The organism is Stenotrophomonas sp. B1-1 (assembly GCF_010894375.1).
Classification (GTDB): Bacteria; Pseudomonadota; Gammaproteobacteria; order Xanthomonadales; family Xanthomonadaceae; genus Stenotrophomonas.
In genome coordinates, this window is the sequence record NZ_JAAIUZ010000011.1 from 279306 (window position 1) to 296023 (window position 16718).

Genomic DNA, 16718 nt, shown 5'->3' on the forward strand with positions numbered 1-16718 from the left:
GTTTTTGGATGCATCGATGAACTACTTGAGGAACGTCAGGGTTGCCTGGCGCCTTGGCCTTGGCTTTGGCCTGCTGTTGTTGCTGGTCGCGGCCGTGGTCGCCACCGGTGCCACCGCCACTGCCGTGCAGAAGCACGCCATGCAGCAGGTGGTGGACGTGAGCGTGGCCAAGGTGCGGCTGCTCTCGGAAATGCTGGACGCCAACAACCAGATGATGGTCGTGCGCCGCGAAATGCTGATCCGCCAGGGCGATGCGCGCGAGGCCGACGAGCAGCGCATTGCCGACCTGGTCAAGCGCTACGAAACCAGCTGGACCCGCTACCAGGCGCTGCCCGGTGATGCCGACGGCAAGGCGATTGGCGAGGCCATCGTGGCAAAGCGCGCCATCGCACGGCCCCTCAACAAGCAGACCAGCGAGCTGATGTCGCAGGGCGATTTCCCCGGCGCGGTAGCCCTGACCCTGGGTCCGGTGCAGGAAGCAGCCAATGGCTGGAACCAGGCCCTGGCCGATGGCGTGGCCTACGAGGAAAAGGAAAGCCGCGAAGCGGCCGCCGAAGCCATCCGCCTGGGCGAGCGCAGCCTGCTGCAGTTGTTGGTGCTGGGCGGCGTTGCGCTGCTGGTCGGCATTGCGGCTTCGATGATGATCGGTCGCAGCATGACCGCGCCGCTGGCGCGTGCCGTGCAGTTGGCCCAGCGCCTGTCCAAGGGCGAACTGGACCAGGAATTCCGCCTGGGTGGCCGCGATGAGCTGACCCAGCTGGGCGAGGCCATGGCCAGCGTGCGGCAGAGCGTGCAGGCCGCCATCGGCGCGCAGCTGCAGATGGCCGAGCAGCACGAGGCCGGCGCGATCCGTTACCGCATGGACGCCAGCGCCTTCCCCGGCGACTTCGGCCGCATGGTGCAGGCCACCAACACGCTGGTGGAATCGCACGTGCAGGTGGAACTGCTGATGGCCGAGGTCATGCAGCGCTACGCAATTGGCGATCTCAGCCGTGATCTGCCGCAGTACCCGGGCGAGAAGGGCGAGTTTACCCGCACTTTGGCTGCGGTGAAGCAGAGCCTGATGGCCATCAGTGCGCAGATCGACGGCCTGGCCCGTGCAGCGGGCGCAGGCGATTTCAGCGTGCGTGGCGATGCCGCTGCGTTCCAGTTCCAGTACCAGGCCATGGTCGAGCATCTGAACGCGATGATGGCCAGCTCGCAGTCCAGCATTTCCGATGTCTCCGACGTGCTGCAGGCCATTGCCCAGGGCGACCTGACCGCGCGCATGGAGGGCCAGTACCAGGGCGTGTTCGCGCGCATGCGCGACGATGCCAACACCACCACCGCGCAGCTGACCGGCATCGTGCGCGGCATCCAGGATGCGGCCGGCAGCATCAACAACGCGGCGCAGGAACTGGCCGCCGGCAACAGTGACCTGTCGCGCCGTACTGAACAGCAGGCGGCCAATCTGGAAGAAGCAGCGGCTTCGATGGAAGAGCTGACCTCGACCGTGCGGCAGAATGCCGAGCTGGCCCGCCAGGCCGACAGCGAAGCCCATGCGGCCGGTGCCGCGGTGCGTGCCACCGAACAGGCCATGGCGCAGATGGCGACGGTGATGGGTGAAATCGACCAGTCCTCGGCACGTATCTCGGAAATCTCCGCCACCATCGACGGCATCGCGTTCCAGACCAACATCCTGGCGCTCAATGCCGCCGTGGAAGCGGCGCGTGCCGGCGAGCAGGGGCGTGGCTTTGCCGTGGTGGCCAGTGAAGTGCGCACCCTGGCCCAGCGCGCCGGCGTGGCCGCCAAGGAGATCAAGGAATTGATCGACGATTCGGCGGCCAAGGTGCGCAGCGGCCTGGACGTGACGGTGGAATCGCAGGCCGCAATCGCGCGCCTGGCCCAGGCCAGCGCACGCACCAACCAGTTGATGAGCGATATTGCCGCGGCCAGCAAGGAACAGGCCGCCGGCATCGAGCAGGTCAACCAGGTGGTGGTGCAGATGGACCAGGTGACCCAGCAGAACGCCGCACTGGTGGAAGAAGCCACCGCGGCCAGCCGCGCGCTGGAAGAACAGGCCGAAGCGCTGGCCACGTCGGTCGCGGTGTTCCAGCTGGAGCAGGGCACCGCTGCCCGCGCTGCGATGGCGCGCGCGGCCTGACCGGCCGCCCCCGGTAGCGTCGAGCTTGCTCGACTCTACCGGGACTGCGGCGGTCAAGAACGTAGAGTCGAGCTTGCTCGACTGCTCTTGATCTACCCGCGCAGGCAGTCGAGCAAGCTCGACTCTACCGCCGGGCGCCGTTTTCGGCGATGCTCGGGGGCAAAGGGGGATCGCGCATGGACAGCAGGGAACCGGAACCGGCCTATGGCGATGTGCCACGGCTGCAGGATATCGAGGTCGTAGCCGTTGCCGCGCGCGAGCCACCGACCGACTGGTCGATGCTGCCGCTGACCCGTGGCGACGATGATTCCCTGGTGATGAGGGCCCTGCGGCGCATGCGCCGCGAACCGGCGCTGCTGTTCACCGTGGCCTATCTGCTGGTGTCACTGCTGGGCCTGTGGTGCAGTTTCTGGTTCTACCAAGGCTTTGAACTGTCGATCCTGGATTACATGCAGCCCAGCGACTTCCTGGTGGCCGGCATGCGCGACCCCGCCTACGTGCTGTTGCTGCTGCTGGGCGTGTTGCTGGTGCTGCTGGTTAGCTGGCCCGACACCCTGCGCGCGCGCAATGCGGCCAAGCTGCAGACGCTGCGCCAGCGCAGCATGCTGTGGCGGGTGGCGCTGTCGCGCTCGGTGCTGACCAGCTGGGATGGAGTGGGGCTGCGCGCCCTCACCGCGATGACCCTGGGTGTGGCCGGGTTCATGGCCGTCGGCGCGGCGAACTATGTGATGGTGCGCAGCGAGCAGATCCGCAACCACGGGCGCGGCGAAGTCGTGCAGCTGCAGCTCAATGGCGATGCAGCACCGTTGCCGGGCACCGCACGCCTGCTCGGTTCCAGCAGCGCGTTCCTGTTTGTCTGGTGGCCACAGCAGCGGCGTGCCGAAGCGATTCCGATCGCCGCCGTGCGCAAGCTGCAGGCGCTGCCGGTCGCGGTGCGCACGCCGGCGCCGGCCGCACCCGCGCCGGGGGCGCAACGTTGACCGGCCCGGTGCCGCCCTGCCTGGTGATGTTGCCGGGGCTGGATGGCACCGGCCACCTGTCGGTCGCGTTCCTGGCCGCCGTCCGCGCGCACGGTGTGCCAACCCGCGCGCTGGCTTTGCCCAGCAACGGCCCGCAGGACTACGCCAGCCTGCTGCAGCTGCTGCGCCCGCAGCTGCCCAGCCAGCCGTTCGTGCTGCTGGGTGAATCCTTCGCCGGCCCGTTGGCCATGCAGTTGGCGGCCGAGGCGCCACCCGCGCTGCGCGGACTGGCACTGTGCACCACCTTCGCGCGCCGGCCGTTGCCGGTTCCGGCTGCCGGTGCAGCGTTGCTCGCGCCCGCCTGGCCACTGCCGGCGTGGCCGATGCCACCGTTGCTGCTGCTGTCGCGGCTCTTGCTGGGGCGCTGGCGCAGCCGGCAGACCGTGCGTGAGCTGCGCCTGGCGCTTGCCCAGGTGCCAGCAGCCACGCTGCGCCAGCGTGCTGCCGCCACCCTGCGCGTGGATGCGCGGCAGGCGCTGCCGCGCATTGCAGTGCCCACGTTGTGCCTGCAGGCCCGCCAGGACCGCCTGCTGTGGCCGCCCAGCGTGGCCGAACTGCAGGCGCTGCTGCCGGACGCCCGGCATGTCACCCTGGAAGGGCCACACCTGCTGCTGCAGGCGCGCACCGACGCGGCCGCCACCGTGGTGTCCAACTGGGTGAAGGCCCTGCCGGGCTGACGCGCCGTTCGCTAGCGGTGGTCCTTGCGGCCACTGCCACTGCGCTTGCCACCGCCGTCCTGCTTGTTCACGGTGGCCCAGGCAATACGCTCGGCCGTGCTTTTGCTGGCGCCGCGCTCGCGTTCGCTTTCTTCGATGTGCGCGGCCTGGCGCTTCTGCTTGTCGGTGTACGCGGATTTGTCACCCTGGGACATGTCGTTTCTCCGGGGAGGAAGATTCAGGCCAGCAGGCGCAGCTTGGGTTCGCGCGCCCATTGGCGGGTGGCCGCGACAGCCAGGAAACCCTTGGCGTCCTCGGCCTCGACGATGCCGGCATCGTTGCCCACGCGTGCAGCCTTCAACAGCGCCTGGCCGCCCGCATCGCTGGCGATTGCCTTCAGATGGGCCCAGGCATGGCTGACGAACTCCACGGCGGCCGCTTCCTTGACCAGTGCCTTGGCGGCGTCAGCGCTGAGCACCACCGCCACCGCATCGAACAGCACCGACGGCGTGCCGGCCAACTGGCCGTCGGCGGCCTGCACCTTGCCGTCGCTCAGGCGCGCACCGCCTACCTTCGGCGCGACCAGCTTCACCTCGGCGCCGACCTTCTGTGCGGCCTTGCGCAGGCTGGCGATCAACCCCGCGTCCGAGCCTTCGTCGAACAGGATGCCGATGCAGCGCCCCTGCAGCGTGTCCTTGGTACGGCCGATGATGCGCACTTCCGGAACGGCGGGCATGTCGCGTGCGGGCGTTGCGGTCGGCGCAGGTTCGGGCAGCTCCACCAGGGCCAGTCCGTCGGCCACGCGCTTGGCCAGCGATTCATCGATGTTGCGCAGATGGCTGACGGTGCGCACGCGCACCTTCAGGGTTTCCACCTTCGACAGTTCAAACACCAGGGACGAGGCGAGATGTGCCTGCTCGGGCTTTTCCAGGCTGCGGAAGAACGCACGCGCCTGGCTGTAGTGGTCGGCGAAGCTCTCCGCACGGGTGCGCCCCTTGCGTCCGTCGTCGGCCGTGGCGTGGCTGCGGAAACCGGCCTGCGTCTCGCGCGGGCTGTCGTCTTCCAGCGAGCTGGGGTCATAGGCCACGCGCCCCTTCGGCACCTGCATCTGCATGTGCCCATCGCGCTGGTGGTTGGCGAAGGGGCACTTGGGCGCATTGACCGGAATCTGATGGAAGTTCGGGCCGCCCAGCCGGGTCAGCTGCGTATCCAGGTACGAGAACAACCGGCCCTGCAGCAGCGGGTCGTTGCTGAAGTCGATGCCCGGCGGCACGTTGGCCGGGCAGAACGCCACCTGTTCGGTTTCGGCAAAGAAGTTGTCCGGCCAGCGGTCCAGCACCATCCTGCCGATCACCTGCAGCGGCACCAGCGATTCGGGAATGATCTTGGTCGGGTCCAGGTGGTCGAACGGGAACGACTCGGCATCTTCCTCACTGAACAGCTGCACGGCCAGTTCCCATTCGGGGAAGTCGCCGCGCTGGATGGCCTCGAACAGGTCGCGACGGTGGAAGTCATTGTCGGCGGCCTGCAGCTTCACCGCTTCGTCCCAGACGGTGGACTGGATTCCCAGTTTCGGCCGCCAGTGGAACTTGACGAAGGTGGAATCACCGGCCTCGTTCAACAGGCGGAAGCTGTGCACGCCGAAGCCTTCGATCATGCGCAGTGACCGCGGAATGGCGCGGTCGCTCATCGCCCACATGATCATGTGCATCGATTCGGGCATCAGCGAAATGAAATCCCAGAACGTATCGTGCGCGCTGCCGGCCTGCGGGTAGCCGCGGTCCGGCTCCATCTTCACCGCGTGCACCAGGTCGGGGAATTTCATCGCGTCCTGGATGAAGAACACCGGGATGTTGTTGCCGACCAGGTCCCAGTTGCCTTCCGGCGTGTAGAACTTCACCGCGAAGCCGCGCACATCGCGTGGGGTATCGACCGAGCCGGCACCGCCGGCCACGGTGGAAAAGCGGGTGAACACCGGCGTCTTCGCGCCCACCTCGGTGAGCACGCGGGCGCGGGTGTACTTGCCCAGCGACGTGGTCAACTGGAAATAGCCATGGGCCGCAGTGCCGCGCGCATGCACGATGCGTTCGGGAATGCGCTCATGGTCGAAGTGGGTGATCTTCTCGCGGAGGATGAAATCCTCCAGCAGGGTGGGGCCGCGCGGCCCCTGCCGTAGCGAATTCTGGTTGTCGGCCACCGGGATACCCTGGGCGGTGGTCATGGCCGGGTGCGTGCCACCGGCCTGCAGGTGCAGTTCGTCACCCTCACCGCGCGGCGGGTTCTGGGTCTTCTGCGACGGGGCGGTTGCGCGCTTGCCGGTGGGCTTGCTGGCGGCCATCAGGGTATCTCCGGGGTACGAGGGGGCAGGGCATGACAGTCGCGCCCGGTCCGTTAACCCACGGTCCGCCGCGGGTGAACGTACGGGCAAAAGCCGGCTCGGGTATGCTTGCCGCATGCGAGTCGAGCCCACCGACATCGAAGCCCTGTTCGACGCCATTCCGGACGTGCTGTTCTTCATGAAGGACCGGCAGGGGCGCTATACCCACGTCAACCAGACCATGCTGCGGCGGCTGGGGCTGCGTGCGCGCAAGGACGTGATCGGGCGCACCGCCGCCGAGATCTATCCCACCGGCCTGAGCGCCGACTACGTGGACCAGGACGCGCGCGTGCTGGGCGGTGAAGTGATCGAGAACCTGATGGAGCTGCACCTGTTCGCCAACCGCGAGCCGGGCTGGTGCCTGACCTGCAAGCGACCGCTGCTGGTGGAGGGGCAGATCCAGGGGCTGATCGGTATCTCCCGCGATCTGGGGCAGAAGGACAGCCTGGGCGCGCAGTACGAACAGCTGCGACTGGCGCTGGCCCATCTGAACGCGCATTACGCCGAAAACGTGCGCATGCAGACCCTGCTGGACATCACCGGCTTCTCGCTGTCCAAGCTCGAGCGCAGCTTCCGCAAGGTGTTCCAGATGACCCCGCAGCAGGTGCTGACCCGCCTGCGCATCCAGATGGCCATGCACCTGCTGCACGGCCAGGACAGCATTGCCTGCATCGGCCAGGCCTGCGGTTTCAGCGACCAGAGCGCCTTCACCCGTAAATTCAAGGCGGAAACCGGCTTTTCGCCGCGCGCCTACCGGGCCCGCATCGGCGAACCGCTGCCGGCCTGAGCGCCCTGCTGCACTGTGCCTATCCCGCCGGGTGGGGGACAATGTAAGGTGTCGCCCCTGTAGCCGCCGCCAGCCCTGCCGATGCCCGCCAACCCTTCTTCGACCGCTTCGACCTCGCGCCTGGGCCATTCGCTCAAGCCGCGCCAGCTGATCATGATGGGCCTGGGCAGCGCGATCGGCGCCGGGCTGTTCCTGGGCTCCGGTGTAGGCGTGCAGGCGGCCGGGCCGGCGGTACTGGTGTCGTACCTGGTGGCCGGCGCGCTGGTGATCATCGTGATGAACGCCCTGGGCGAGATGGCCGCGGCCAAGCCGACCAGCGGTGCGTTCTCGGTGTATGCCGCCGATGCCATGGGGGCCACCGCCGGTGCCACCGTGGGCTGGCTGTGGTGGGTGCAGCTGGTGATCGTGATCGCTGCCGAGGCGGTGGGCGCGGCCGGGCTGCTGGCCACCGTCTGGCCCGCAGTACCGGTACCGATGGCTGCGCTGGCCTTCATGCTGTTCTTCACCGCCATCAACCTGCTGGGGGTGAAGAACTTCGGCGAGTTCGAGTTCTGGTTCGCCATCCTGAAAGTCGCCGCGATCCTGGCCTTCATCGCCATCGGCATCGCCCTGCTGATGGGCTGGCTGCCGCAGGTCACCTCGCCGGGGCTGAGCAACTTCACCCAGCACGGCGGCTTCGCGCCCAAGGGCCTGGCCGGCATCGGTGCGGCCCTGCTGGTGGTGGTGTTCGCCTTTGGCGGCACCGAGATCGTGGCGGTGGCCGCCGCGGAAACCGAAGACCCCGAGCGCAGCATCGCCCGCGCGATCCGTACCGTGGCCTGGCGCATCCTGGTGTTCTACATCGGTTCGCTCAGCGTCATCATCGCGGTGGTGCCGTGGAACAGCGAGTCGCTGAAATCGCCGTTTGCCGCCGTCCTGCAGGTCGCCAACATTCCAGGCGCGGCCACGGCCATCACCCTGATCGCGGTCATTGCCCTGCTGTCGGCGCTCAATGCCAACCTGTACGGTGCCTCGCGCATGATCTTCTCGCTGGCCCAGCGCCGCGAAGCGCCGGCCGTGCTGGGTTGGACCGACCCGCGCCAGGTGCCGGTGATCGCCGTGCTGGCCAGCGTGCTGTTCGGCTTCGCCGCCACCATCATGGAACTGCTGTTCCCGGACAAGGTGCTGCCGGTGCTGCTGAACATCGTCGGCTCCACCTGCCTGTTGGTGTGGACGCTGTCGCTGGTCTCGCAGCTGGTGCTGCGCCGCCGCGCCGACCGCCTGGGCACGCGCCTGCCGTTCCGCATGGCCGGTTTCCCGTGGCTGACGGTGTGCGCGCTGGCCATCCTGGCGCTGATCTTCGGCCTGCTGCTCAGCGAAGCGCAGACCCGTCTGCAGTTCCTGTCCATGGTGGCGCTGACGGCGACCATCGCGGCCGGCAGCGCGATCGCACGGCGCCTGCGCGAGGCCTGACCGCCGCCTTCGGATCGAAGCCGCCGGGCGTGGCCCGGCGTGATCGATACATGCTGCCTACATCTGCGGTGCGATCCTGATGGCCTGGGTCCTGAACGACCCGTCGAACAGGAGCACCGCATGCTGCGCAGCCGTCCTTTCCTGATGTTCACCGGCCAGGCCGAGGCCGCCCTGGCGCTGTACGCCGAAGCCTTCGCCGATTTCCGCCTGCTGGCCCTGCAGCGCCATCCCGAAGGCGCCGGCGCGGGCGTGCCGGGGCAGGTGCGGCAGGCGATCTTCCTGCTGGGTGGCACGCACTATCTGTGCTTCGACAGCTTGGACGTGCACGATTTCACCTTCAGCCCGTCGATCTCCCTTTTCGTGGAATGTTCCGGCGCCGAGCAGTTCGAGCGTGCGGCGCGGGTGCTGGGCGAGGGCGGGCACTGGCTGATGCCGGTGGGCGATTACGATTTCAGCAACCGCTATGGCTGGGTGCAGGACCGCTTCGGCGTGTCGTGGCAGTTGAGCCTGGGGCAGATGCCGGACCCGTGATCGGTTCAGCCGCTGCGCTCGCCGGGCATGGCCCGGCGCTACCCTGAACGAAAACGGCCCGCTTGCGCGGGCCGTTTGTCGATCATGCCTCGACTTCGTCGTCCTTGTAGGCATCGACCGGGATGCAGGCGCACATCACGTTCTTGTCGCCGTACACGTTGTCCACGCGCGCCACCGGCGGCCAGTACTTCTGCAGCTTCAGGCTGGGCAGCGGGAAGGCGGCCAGTTCGCGCGGGTAAGCGTGGGTCCACTCGCTGGCCGTCACCGCGGTGGCGGTGTGCGGGGCGTTCTTCAGCGGGTTGTCCTCGCGGTCCAGGCGGCCGTCTTCGATCGCACGGATCTCTTCGCGGATCTGGATCATCGCGTCGATGAAGCGGTCCAGCTCGTGCAGCGATTCGCTTTCGGTCGGTTCGACCATCAGCGTGCCGGCCACCGGGAAGCTCAGGGTGGGGGCATGGAAGCCGAAGTCGATCAGGCGCTTGGCCACGTCCTCGGCGCCCACGCCGCTGGTCTTCTCCAGCGGGCGCACGTCCAGGATGCACTCGTGTGCCACCAGGCCGTTGCGGCCGGTGTACAGGGTCTTGAAGTGCGGGGCCAGGCGCTTGGCGATGTAGTTGGCGTTGAGCTGGGCCACCTGGGTGGCCTTGCGCAGGCCTTCGGTGCCCATCATGGCGATGTACATCCAGCTGATCGGCAGGATCGAGGCGCTGCCGAAGCTGGCCGCGCTGACCATGCCGACCGGGCCGTTGTCGCCCAGCTTGCCCGGCAGGAACGGTGCAAGGTGTTCCTTCACTGCACAAGGGCCCACGCCCGGGCCACCGCCGCCGTGCGGAATGCAGAAGGTCTTGTGCAGGTTCAGGTGGGACACGTCCGAACCCCACTTGCCCGGCTTGGCCACGCCGACCAGGGCGTTCATGTTGGCGCCGTCGGTGTACACCTGGCCGCCGTGCTGGTGGATGATCTCGCAGATCTCGACCACTTCTTCCTCGAACACGCCGTGCGTGGACGGGTAGGTGATCATGATCGCGGCCAGGCGGTCGCTGTACTTCTCGGCGTTGACGCGGATGTCTTCGACATCGACGTTGCCGTTGGCATCGGTCTTGGTCACCACGACCTTCATGCCGCACATCTGCGCCGAGGCCGGGTTGGTGCCGTGCGCCGAATCCGGAATCAGGCAGATGTCGCGGTGGCCTTCGCCGCGCGAGCGGTGGTAGGCGCGGATCGCCAGCAGGCCGGCGTACTCACCCTGCGCGCCGGAGTTCGGCTGCAGGCTGACCGCATCGTAGCCGGTGCATTCCACCAGCATGGCTTCCAGCGATTCGATCAGTTCCTTGTAGCCCAGCGCCTGGTCGGCCGGCACCAGCGGGTGGATCTGCGAGAACTCCGGCCAGGTGACCGGGATCATCTCGGCGGTGGCGTTGAGCTTCATGGTGCACGAGCCCAGCGGGATCATCGTGCGGTCCATCGCCAGGTCCTTGTCGGCCAGCGAACGCAGGTAGCGCAGCAGTTCGTGCTCGCTGTGGTGGGTATTGAACACCGGGTGGGTCAGGAACGCGGACTGGCGCAGCAGGCCGGCCGGCAGCGCATCGGCGGTGCTGGCATCGAGCGCTTCCACGTCCAGGCCGGCACCGAACACGGCGGCCAGGGCCACGATATCGGCGCGGGTGGTGGTCTCGTCCAGGCTGATGCCCACCGAGTCGCTGTCGATCGCGCGCAGGTTGTAGCCGGCGGCGCGGGCCTTGGCGTGGATCTCATCGGCGTGCACGCCGGTGATGTGCAGGGTGTCGAAGAAGTCGCCACCGACCTGCACGCCGACCGTGCGCAGCGCCGCGGCCAGGATCGAGGCCAGGCGGTGGGTGCGGCGGGCGATGCGGGTCAGGCCATCCGGGCCGTGGTAGACGGCGTACATGGACGCCATCACCGCCAGCAGCACCTGCGCGGTGCAGATGTTGGAGGTGGCCTTCTCGCGGCGGATGTGCTGCTCGCGGGTCTGCAGGGTCAGGCGGTAGGCCGGGTTGCCCTGCGCATCGATGGACACGCCGATCAGGCGGCCCGGCATCGAGCGCTTGTAGGCATCGCGGCAGGCCATGAAGGCCGCATGCGGGCCACCGAAGCCGAACGGCACGCCGAAGCGCTGGCTGTTGCCGACCACGATGTCCGCGCCCCATTCGCCCGGGGCGGCCAGCAGGGTCAGCGCCAGCAGGTCGGTGGCCACGGCCACCAGGCCGCCACGCGCGTGCACGGCATCAACCAGCGCCTTGTAGTCGCCCACCTGGCCGAAGGTATCGGGGTACTGCAGCAGCAGGCCGAAGGCTTCGGCTTCCAGTGCTTCAGCCGGGGTGCCCACGCGCAGCACGATGCCCATCGGCTCGGCGCGGGTGCGCAGCAGTTCCAGGGTCTGCGGGTGCACCGCGTCGTGCACGAAGAAGGTATCCGACTTCGACTTGGCCGAACGCTTGGCCAGGGTCATCGCTTCAGCGGCGGCGGTGGCTTCGTCCAGCAGCGAGGCGTTGGCGATCTCCATGCCGGTCAGGTCGGCGCACAGGGTCTGGAAGTTGATCAGCGCTTCCATGCGGCCCTGCGAGATTTCCGCCTGGTAGGGGGTGTAGGCGGTGTACCAGGCCGGGTTTTCCAGGATGTTGCGCAGGATCACGTTCGGCGTGTGGGTGCCGTAGTAGCCCTGGCCGATGAAGCTGCGCAGCACGGTGTTCTTGTCGGCGATCGCACGGGCCTTGGCCAGTGCCTGCACTTCGGTGATCGATTCGGGCAGGGCCAGCGGCGCGGGCGACTTGATCTTCGCCGGCACGATGGCATCGGTCATCGCATCCAGCGTGGCGTGGCCAACCACGTCGAGCATCTGCGCGATCTCGGCGTCGTTGGGGCCGATGTGGCGTTCAACGAACGCGCTGTGGTGCTCGAGCTCACGCAGGGAGGGGGTGTTCTGGGACATGGCGAAGGATCCGTCAGGGAAGGGCACACGCACGGGCACAAGCCGCCGGTCGGCGGTCTGCGGGGCGCCCCTCTGTCCTTTTGCCTGAGAGTTTAAAAGCGCGGAAAACCGCAGCTTCGTGCCCCTTCGGCGCCGGATCGAACCGGTCTCTCCAGAGTTGTGTTACGGGTGGTATCGGGCCTGAGCGATTACGGGCGTTGCGCCTTCGGCAGCGGTGTTCCGCTTCTCCCACCGTGTTGCCCGCCGATTATAGCCGGTTGCCGGGCCGGCGCAGTGGGTCGCGGCCGCGTTGACGGGGCTGAATGAAGGATGGCCCTGACCGTGAGCGACCGCGTTCATGCATGGCGCCGGCAGGCTGGGGCGCCTATCATGGGCGGACTCTCGTATTCATCTGGCGCCGTCCCTGCCACGGGGAAGCGGCGCCTGCCGTGCATGCTGCGCACGGCCCTGCCGGACGCCCGCCGATGACCGCCGCCGTTGCACCCTCCACCCGTCGCATGGCCCTGCTGCTGGCCGGCCTGGCCATGTTCGGGCCGTTCTCCATCGACACCATCTTCCCGGCCTTTCCGCAGCTGGCCCAGCGCCTGGCCGTGGATGAAGTGGCGGTGCAGCAGACCATCAGCGTGTACCTGCTGTTCTACGGCCTGATGAGCCTGGCCCACGGCCCGCTCTCCGACGCCTGGGGGCGCAAGCGGGTGATCCTGGGCGGTCTGGTGGTGTTCGTCGGCGCCTCGGTGGGCTGCGCGCTGTCCACCGATCTGAGCACCCTGCTGGTGTTCCGCGCCGTGCAGGGCCTGTCGGCCGGCGTGGGCATGATCGTCGGCCGCGCGGTCATCCGCGATCTGTACCACGGCCATGACGCGCAGCGGCTGATGAGCCAGGTGTCCATGCTGTTCGGCATCGCCCCGGCCATCGCACCGATCATCGGCGGCTGGATCCTGCTCAGCGGCGCCGGCTGGCCGCTCATCTTCTGGTTCCTGGTGGTGTTCTCGCTGCTGCTGCTGGTGGCCGCGGCACGTTTCCTGCCCGAAACCCACCCCGTGGAGGCCCGCGTACCGCTGTCACCGCGCGGCCTGCTGCGCGACTACGTGCGCATCGGCTTCAACCCGCGCTTCCTGCGGCTGGCGCTGGCCGGCAGCATCAACTTCGGTGGCATTTTCCTGTACATCGCCTCGGCGCCGGTGTTCGTGATGCAGCACCTGCACCTGGGCGAAGGCGGCTTTGCCTGGTTGTTCATTCCCACCATCGGCGGCATGACCCTGGGCTCGTTCCTGTCCGGGCGCATGGCCGGGCGGACCCTGCCGACCCGCCAGATCAGCATCGGTTTCACCCTGTGCGCGCTGTCGGCGCTGCTGAACATCGGTTACGTGGCGCTGGCGCCGCAGCTGGCACTGCCCTGGGCGGTGCTGCCGATCTTCCTGGGCGGCACCGGCATGGCGCTGATCTTCCCGATCCTGGCCCTGGCGGTGCTGGACATGTACCCGCACCAGCGTGGCCTGGCCTCGTCGTTGCAGGCCTTCGTGCAGCTGATGATCAGCACCGTGGTGGCCGGTGTGGTCTCGCCGCTGCTCAGTGCCAGCCCCCTGCACCTGGCGCTGGGCCAGGCCGGTTTCTTCGCCGCCGGCTTCGTGTTCTGGTACTGGGAACATCTGCGCCAGCGCGCCCTGCAGGCCCCTGTCCAGGAGCAGCCGCCGCTGGCGTGAAGCGGCGCGGCGGCCGGGCTGGGTTATTCTTGCGCCCCCTTGCTGTGCGATACGACCCCCCATGTCCACCACGTCCAAGATCCGCCGCGACCAGCGTCGCCGCCAGGAAAAGCAGGCTGCCAACAAGGCGGCGGCCACCGCTTCGCCGGTCGAACCGCATGCCGAACTGCGCGATCCGCAGCGTGCGCTGCTGGCCGGTGTGGTCCGCCGCGATGGCGAATGGGTGCTGGGCATGGATGGCCGCATTGCCGGCCAGACCCACAGCGCCGCGCACGTGCTGGCCATGATCATGCAGGCCGGTGAGCTGCACGAGCGCAATGGCACGCCGGTGCGCCTGATCTATTCCGATGCGCTGCGCGATGCGGCGCAGGCCGAAGTGCAGGAGAAGGGTCAGACCTTCGACGAGTTCAAGGCCGAGCTGGCCGCAGTGATGGCGGCGAAGAAGGGCTGAGGCCTGCCTTACGTTTGTAGAGTCGAGCCATGCTCGACTGCATTGCTTGAAAGGGGCGGATCCTCGCGGATCCGCCCCTTTCCGTTTTACTTCGCCGGTGCCGCGCTGGCCTGCCAGCCGCACATCTGGCCTTCGTTCTGCTGCTTCAGCCACTCGTTGACCGGGGTGAAGTACTCGATCATCGGGCCGGCGTCGAGCTTGTCGCTGCCGGTCAGCTCCTTCAGCGTGGCCTGCCACGGCTGGCTGGCGCCCTTGCTCAGCATCGCCCAGTACTTCTGCCCGGCTTCCTTGTTGCCGTAGAAGGTGCACTCATGCAGCGGGCCCTTGTAGCCAGCCGCATCGCACAGGCCCTTGTAGAACTGGAACTGCAGGATGCGGGCCAGGAAGTAGCGGGTGTACGGGGTGTTGCCCGGCACGTGGTACTTCGCGCCCGGATCGAAGAATTCTTCGCCGCGCGCGCTGGCCGGGGCCACGCCCTGGTACTTGGCCTTCAGGTCCCACCAGGACTTGTTGTAGTTGTCCGGGGTGATCGAACCATCGAACACACCCCAGCGCCAACGATCAATCATCAGGCCGAACGGCAGGAACGAAACGCCCGACAGCGCCATGCGCATCTGGTTGTTGATCACCGCTTCGCGGCTTTCGGTCGGGGCATCGACCAGGCCGATCGAGCTGAGGTACTTGGGCGTCATCGCCAGCACGATGGTGTCGCCGATCGCTTCATGGAAGCCATCGTTGGCACCGCCCTGGAACAGCGGCGGCAGCGGGTTGTAGGCCAGGTCGTAATAGATGTGGCCCAGCTCGTGGTAGATCGTGGTGAAGTTTTCTTCGTTGGGCTTGATGCACATCTTGGTGCGCACGTCGCCTTCCATGTTCATGTCCCAGGCGCTGGCGTGGCAGACCACGTCGCGGTCGTCGGGCTTGATGAACTGGGTCTTGTCCCAATACGACTGCGGCAGCGAAGGCATGCCCAGCGAGACGTAGAAGTCCTGGGCGCGTTCGGTCATCTGCCGTGCGGTGCGCAGCTCGGCCTCACGCTGCGCCTTGTAGCGCGCCGTCACATCGGCGTCCTTGCCGGCCTTGTCCAGCGCCGCGCTCAGGTTGGTCTGGTACTGCTTTTCCAGCGCGGCGGTGATGTCCAGGCTGCCGGCGCCGGGGTAGGGCTCCAGCTGGTCCCACAGGTTCGACCAGTCCTGCTGCCACATGTTGCCCAGCAGGTGCGCGGCGATCAGGCCGTTGCCCACTTCGGCCTTGTCCTTGCCATAGGTCTTGTCCAACTTGCCGCGGGTGTAGCAGTGCAGCTGCTCGTACATCGGCTTGACCTGTTCCCACAGGCGGTCGGTTTCCGGGCCGATCTGTTCCGGCGGCATGTCGTAGCCGCTGCGCCACATCTGCCCGGCATCGCTGAAGCCCATGCCCTTGGCGCCTTCGTTCACCAGGCTGACGAACTGCTGGTAGTCGCCGCGCATGCCCTTGGTAGTGCTGTGCCAGCCCTGCCAGGCGTCCAGCTGCTTGTCATAGTCGCGGCTGCGCGACAGCACCTGTTCCAGGTCGCCCAGCTGGCGGCAGGAGGCCGGATCGTTGGCGTCGGTGCAGTACTTGCCGGCGCCGTAGCTGCCTTCCATGCGGGTGGCGATCTGGGTCAGCTGGGCCAGCTTGGCGGCATCGCGCGGCGCCGGCATCGACGACATCAGCTTCAGCAGGTGGATGGCGCGCTTGCTGTCCTCGCTCATCGGCTGGCCTTCGAACTTGGCGGCCTGTTCGATCCAGCTGTTGAGCTGGGTCAGCGAGCGTTCGTTGGCCTTGGCGGCGATGCGTTCGGAATCGCTGTTGATGTAGGTAGAGGACAGCCACTGCGCCGAGGTCATCTCGGGGTAGGCGGCCTTGTATTCAGCGTTGATGCGGGCAACGAACTGGTCGGCGGTTTCCCCGGCCGGCGCGCTGGGGGCGGCGGCTTCAGAACCGGGGGTAGCTTCCTTCTTGCAGGCAACCAGGGCCAGCGTGGCGGCGGCGATTGCCGAGGCCAGCAGCAGATGGCGGTGTTTCACGGGTAGTCCTTGGGTGGTGAACGACGGCCGAAGGCTAGTGGGCAGCCGCAGCCACCGCAAGTGGCAAAGGTCCGGCAGGGCTGCGCCCTGCACCCGCTCACTGCAACGGCAACGTCAAAAGCTGGGTATCCGTGGGGTGGCGGGGCGGTGTCGGATTGCGGGGACGCCGCAAGTACGTCCGTGTAGGCTTGGCCGCGGCATCCATGCCGCGGACACCCCGCAATCCGACACCGCCCCACCTCTGACAGTTGGCCGCGGCTGTTGCTGACTGCGCCAGTTGTTCCGCGCGGTTGTTGGTAGGTGTCGACCTTGGTCGACACATCTGTCAGATAGCGACTGAATTCATCCGTGTCGTGGGCTGGCGGGGCGGTGTCGGATTGCGGGGACGCCGCAAGTACCCCTCCGGGGCCCGGCCCAGCCGCTGGCGGCTGTGCGTTCGGGCGCTTGCGAAGCAGTGCTTCGCAAGCAAAGCGCCCTCACCCGTGTAGGCTTGGCCGCGGCATCCATGCCGCGGACACCCCGCAATCCGACACCGCCCCACCTCTGACAGTTGGTCGGCGGCCAGTAGATCCACGCCATGCGTGGATGAATTCTGTCGGAT

The 16718-nt window shown here is 67.5% G+C and carries 12 protein-coding genes and 1 riboswitch; of the genes, 8 read left to right on the forward strand and 4 right to left on the reverse strand.

Features of this window, described 5'->3' with window-relative positions; all coding sequences use genetic code 11:
• Positions 1 to 16 precede the first annotated feature (16 nt).
• The 3 genes from G4G00_RS09185 to G4G00_RS09195 all read left to right on the forward strand — a co-directional run bounded on the left by G4G00_RS09185 (position 17) and on the right by G4G00_RS09195 (position 3839).
• A complete protein-coding gene (locus G4G00_RS09185) occupies positions 17 to 2143 on the forward strand; it encodes a methyl-accepting chemotaxis protein (RefSeq protein ID WP_164272797.1) in 2127 nt (708 codons plus the stop codon).
• A gap of 176 nt (positions 2144 to 2319) precedes the next feature.
• Positions 2320 to 3123 (forward strand): hypothetical protein, encoded by an 804-nt coding sequence (locus G4G00_RS09190; protein WP_164272800.1) that lies wholly within the window; start codon positions 2320 to 2322, stop codon positions 3121 to 3123.
• A gap of 26 nt (positions 3124 to 3149) precedes the next feature.
• On the forward strand, positions 3150 to 3839 hold the full coding sequence (locus tag G4G00_RS09195; protein ID WP_108754855.1) for an alpha/beta hydrolase: 690 nt from the start codon (positions 3150 to 3152) through the stop codon (positions 3837 to 3839).
• 11 nt (positions 3840 to 3850) lie between these two features.
• Here G4G00_RS09195 and G4G00_RS09200 read toward each other — a convergent pair whose 3' ends face one another.
• Together G4G00_RS09200 and G4G00_RS09205 are read right to left on the reverse strand one after the other, a co-directional pair.
• Positions 3851 to 4033, reverse strand: a complete 183-nt coding sequence (locus tag G4G00_RS09200; RefSeq protein ID WP_108753823.1) for a hypothetical protein — start codon at positions 4031 to 4033, stop codon at positions 3851 to 3853.
• A gap of 23 nt (positions 4034 to 4056) precedes the next feature.
• On the reverse strand, positions 4057 to 6039 hold the full coding sequence (locus tag G4G00_RS09205) for a catalase (protein WP_240336109.1): 1983 nt from the start codon (positions 6037 to 6039) through the stop codon (positions 4057 to 4059).
• Between the two features lie 232 nt (positions 6040 to 6271).
• Between G4G00_RS09205 and G4G00_RS09210 the strand changes: the two genes are divergently transcribed.
• The 3 genes from G4G00_RS09210 (at position 6272) to G4G00_RS09220 (ending at position 8965) form a co-directional block, all read left to right on the forward strand.
• The gene (locus G4G00_RS09210) at positions 6272 to 6982 is read left to right on the forward strand and encodes an AraC family transcriptional regulator (protein WP_108753821.1); all 711 of its coding nucleotides are present in this window, start codon (positions 6272 to 6274) and stop codon (positions 6980 to 6982) included.
• A gap of 75 nt (positions 6983 to 7057) precedes the next feature.
• On the forward strand, positions 7058 to 8434 hold the full coding sequence (locus G4G00_RS09215) for an amino acid permease (protein ID WP_199911451.1): 1377 nt from the start codon (positions 7058 to 7060) through the stop codon (positions 8432 to 8434).
• Between the two features lie 120 nt (positions 8435 to 8554).
• Complete coding sequence (locus tag G4G00_RS09220; RefSeq protein ID WP_005418291.1) at positions 8555 to 8965, forward strand: VOC family protein; 411 nt, start codon at positions 8555 to 8557, stop codon at positions 8963 to 8965.
• A gap of 82 nt (positions 8966 to 9047) precedes the next feature.
• Here the strand turns inward: G4G00_RS09220 and gcvP are convergent, their stop codons facing one another.
• On the reverse strand, positions 9048 to 11915 hold the full coding sequence (gene gcvP / locus G4G00_RS09225) for an aminomethyl-transferring glycine dehydrogenase (RefSeq protein WP_164272805.1): 2868 nt from the start codon (positions 11913 to 11915) through the stop codon (positions 9048 to 9050).
• A gap of 62 nt (positions 11916 to 11977) precedes the next feature.
• A riboswitch (glycine riboswitch) is annotated at positions 11978 to 12080 on the reverse strand.
• Between the two features lie 299 nt (positions 12081 to 12379).
• Between gcvP and G4G00_RS09230 the strand changes: the two genes are divergently transcribed.
• The gene (locus G4G00_RS09230) at positions 12380 to 13618 is read left to right on the forward strand and encodes a multidrug effflux MFS transporter (protein ID WP_164272807.1); all 1239 of its coding nucleotides are present in this window, start codon (positions 12380 to 12382) and stop codon (positions 13616 to 13618) included.
• 61 nt (positions 13619 to 13679) lie between these two features.
• A complete protein-coding gene (locus tag G4G00_RS09235; protein ID WP_108750728.1) occupies positions 13680 to 14069 on the forward strand; it encodes a hypothetical protein in 390 nt (129 codons plus the stop codon).
• Positions 14070 to 14155: 86 nt separating this feature from the next.
• Here G4G00_RS09235 and G4G00_RS09240 read toward each other — a convergent pair whose 3' ends face one another.
• A complete protein-coding gene (locus G4G00_RS09240) occupies positions 14156 to 16117 on the reverse strand; it encodes a M2 family metallopeptidase (RefSeq protein ID WP_108753817.1) in 1962 nt (653 codons plus the stop codon).
• Between the last annotated feature and the right edge of the window lie 601 nt (positions 16118 to 16718).

Excerpts from the sequence above, each read along its gene's own strand:
- G4G00_RS09195 (WP_108754855.1), top strand. The coding sequence starts at position 3,150 with ATGTTGCCGGGGCTGGATGGCACCGGCCACCTGTCGGTCGCGTTCCTG.
- G4G00_RS09200 (WP_108753823.1), bottom strand. The coding sequence starts at position 4,033 with ATGTCCCAGGGTGACAAATCCGCGTACACCGACAAGCAGAAGCGCCAG.
- G4G00_RS09230 (WP_164272807.1), top strand. The coding sequence starts at position 12,380 with ATGACCGCCGCCGTTGCACCCTCCACCCGTCGCATGGCCCTGCTGCTG.
- G4G00_RS09185 (WP_164272797.1), top strand. The coding sequence starts at position 17 with ATGAACTACTTGAGGAACGTCAGGGTTGCCTGGCGCCTTGGCCTTGGC.
- gcvP (WP_164272805.1), bottom strand. The coding sequence starts at position 11,915 with ATGTCCCAGAACACCCCCTCCCTGCGTGAGCTCGAGCACCACAGCGCG.
- G4G00_RS09205 (WP_240336109.1), bottom strand. The coding sequence starts at position 6,039 with ATGACCACCGCCCAGGGTATCCCGGTGGCCGACAACCAGAATTCGCTA.
- G4G00_RS09220 (WP_005418291.1), top strand. The coding sequence starts at position 8,555 with ATGCTGCGCAGCCGTCCTTTCCTGATGTTCACCGGCCAGGCCGAGGCC.
- G4G00_RS09210 (WP_108753821.1), top strand. The coding sequence starts at position 6,272 with ATGCGAGTCGAGCCCACCGACATCGAAGCCCTGTTCGACGCCATTCCG.
- G4G00_RS09235 (WP_108750728.1), top strand. The coding sequence starts at position 13,680 with ATGTCCACCACGTCCAAGATCCGCCGCGACCAGCGTCGCCGCCAGGAA.
- G4G00_RS09190 (WP_164272800.1), top strand. The coding sequence starts at position 2,320 with ATGGACAGCAGGGAACCGGAACCGGCCTATGGCGATGTGCCACGGCTG.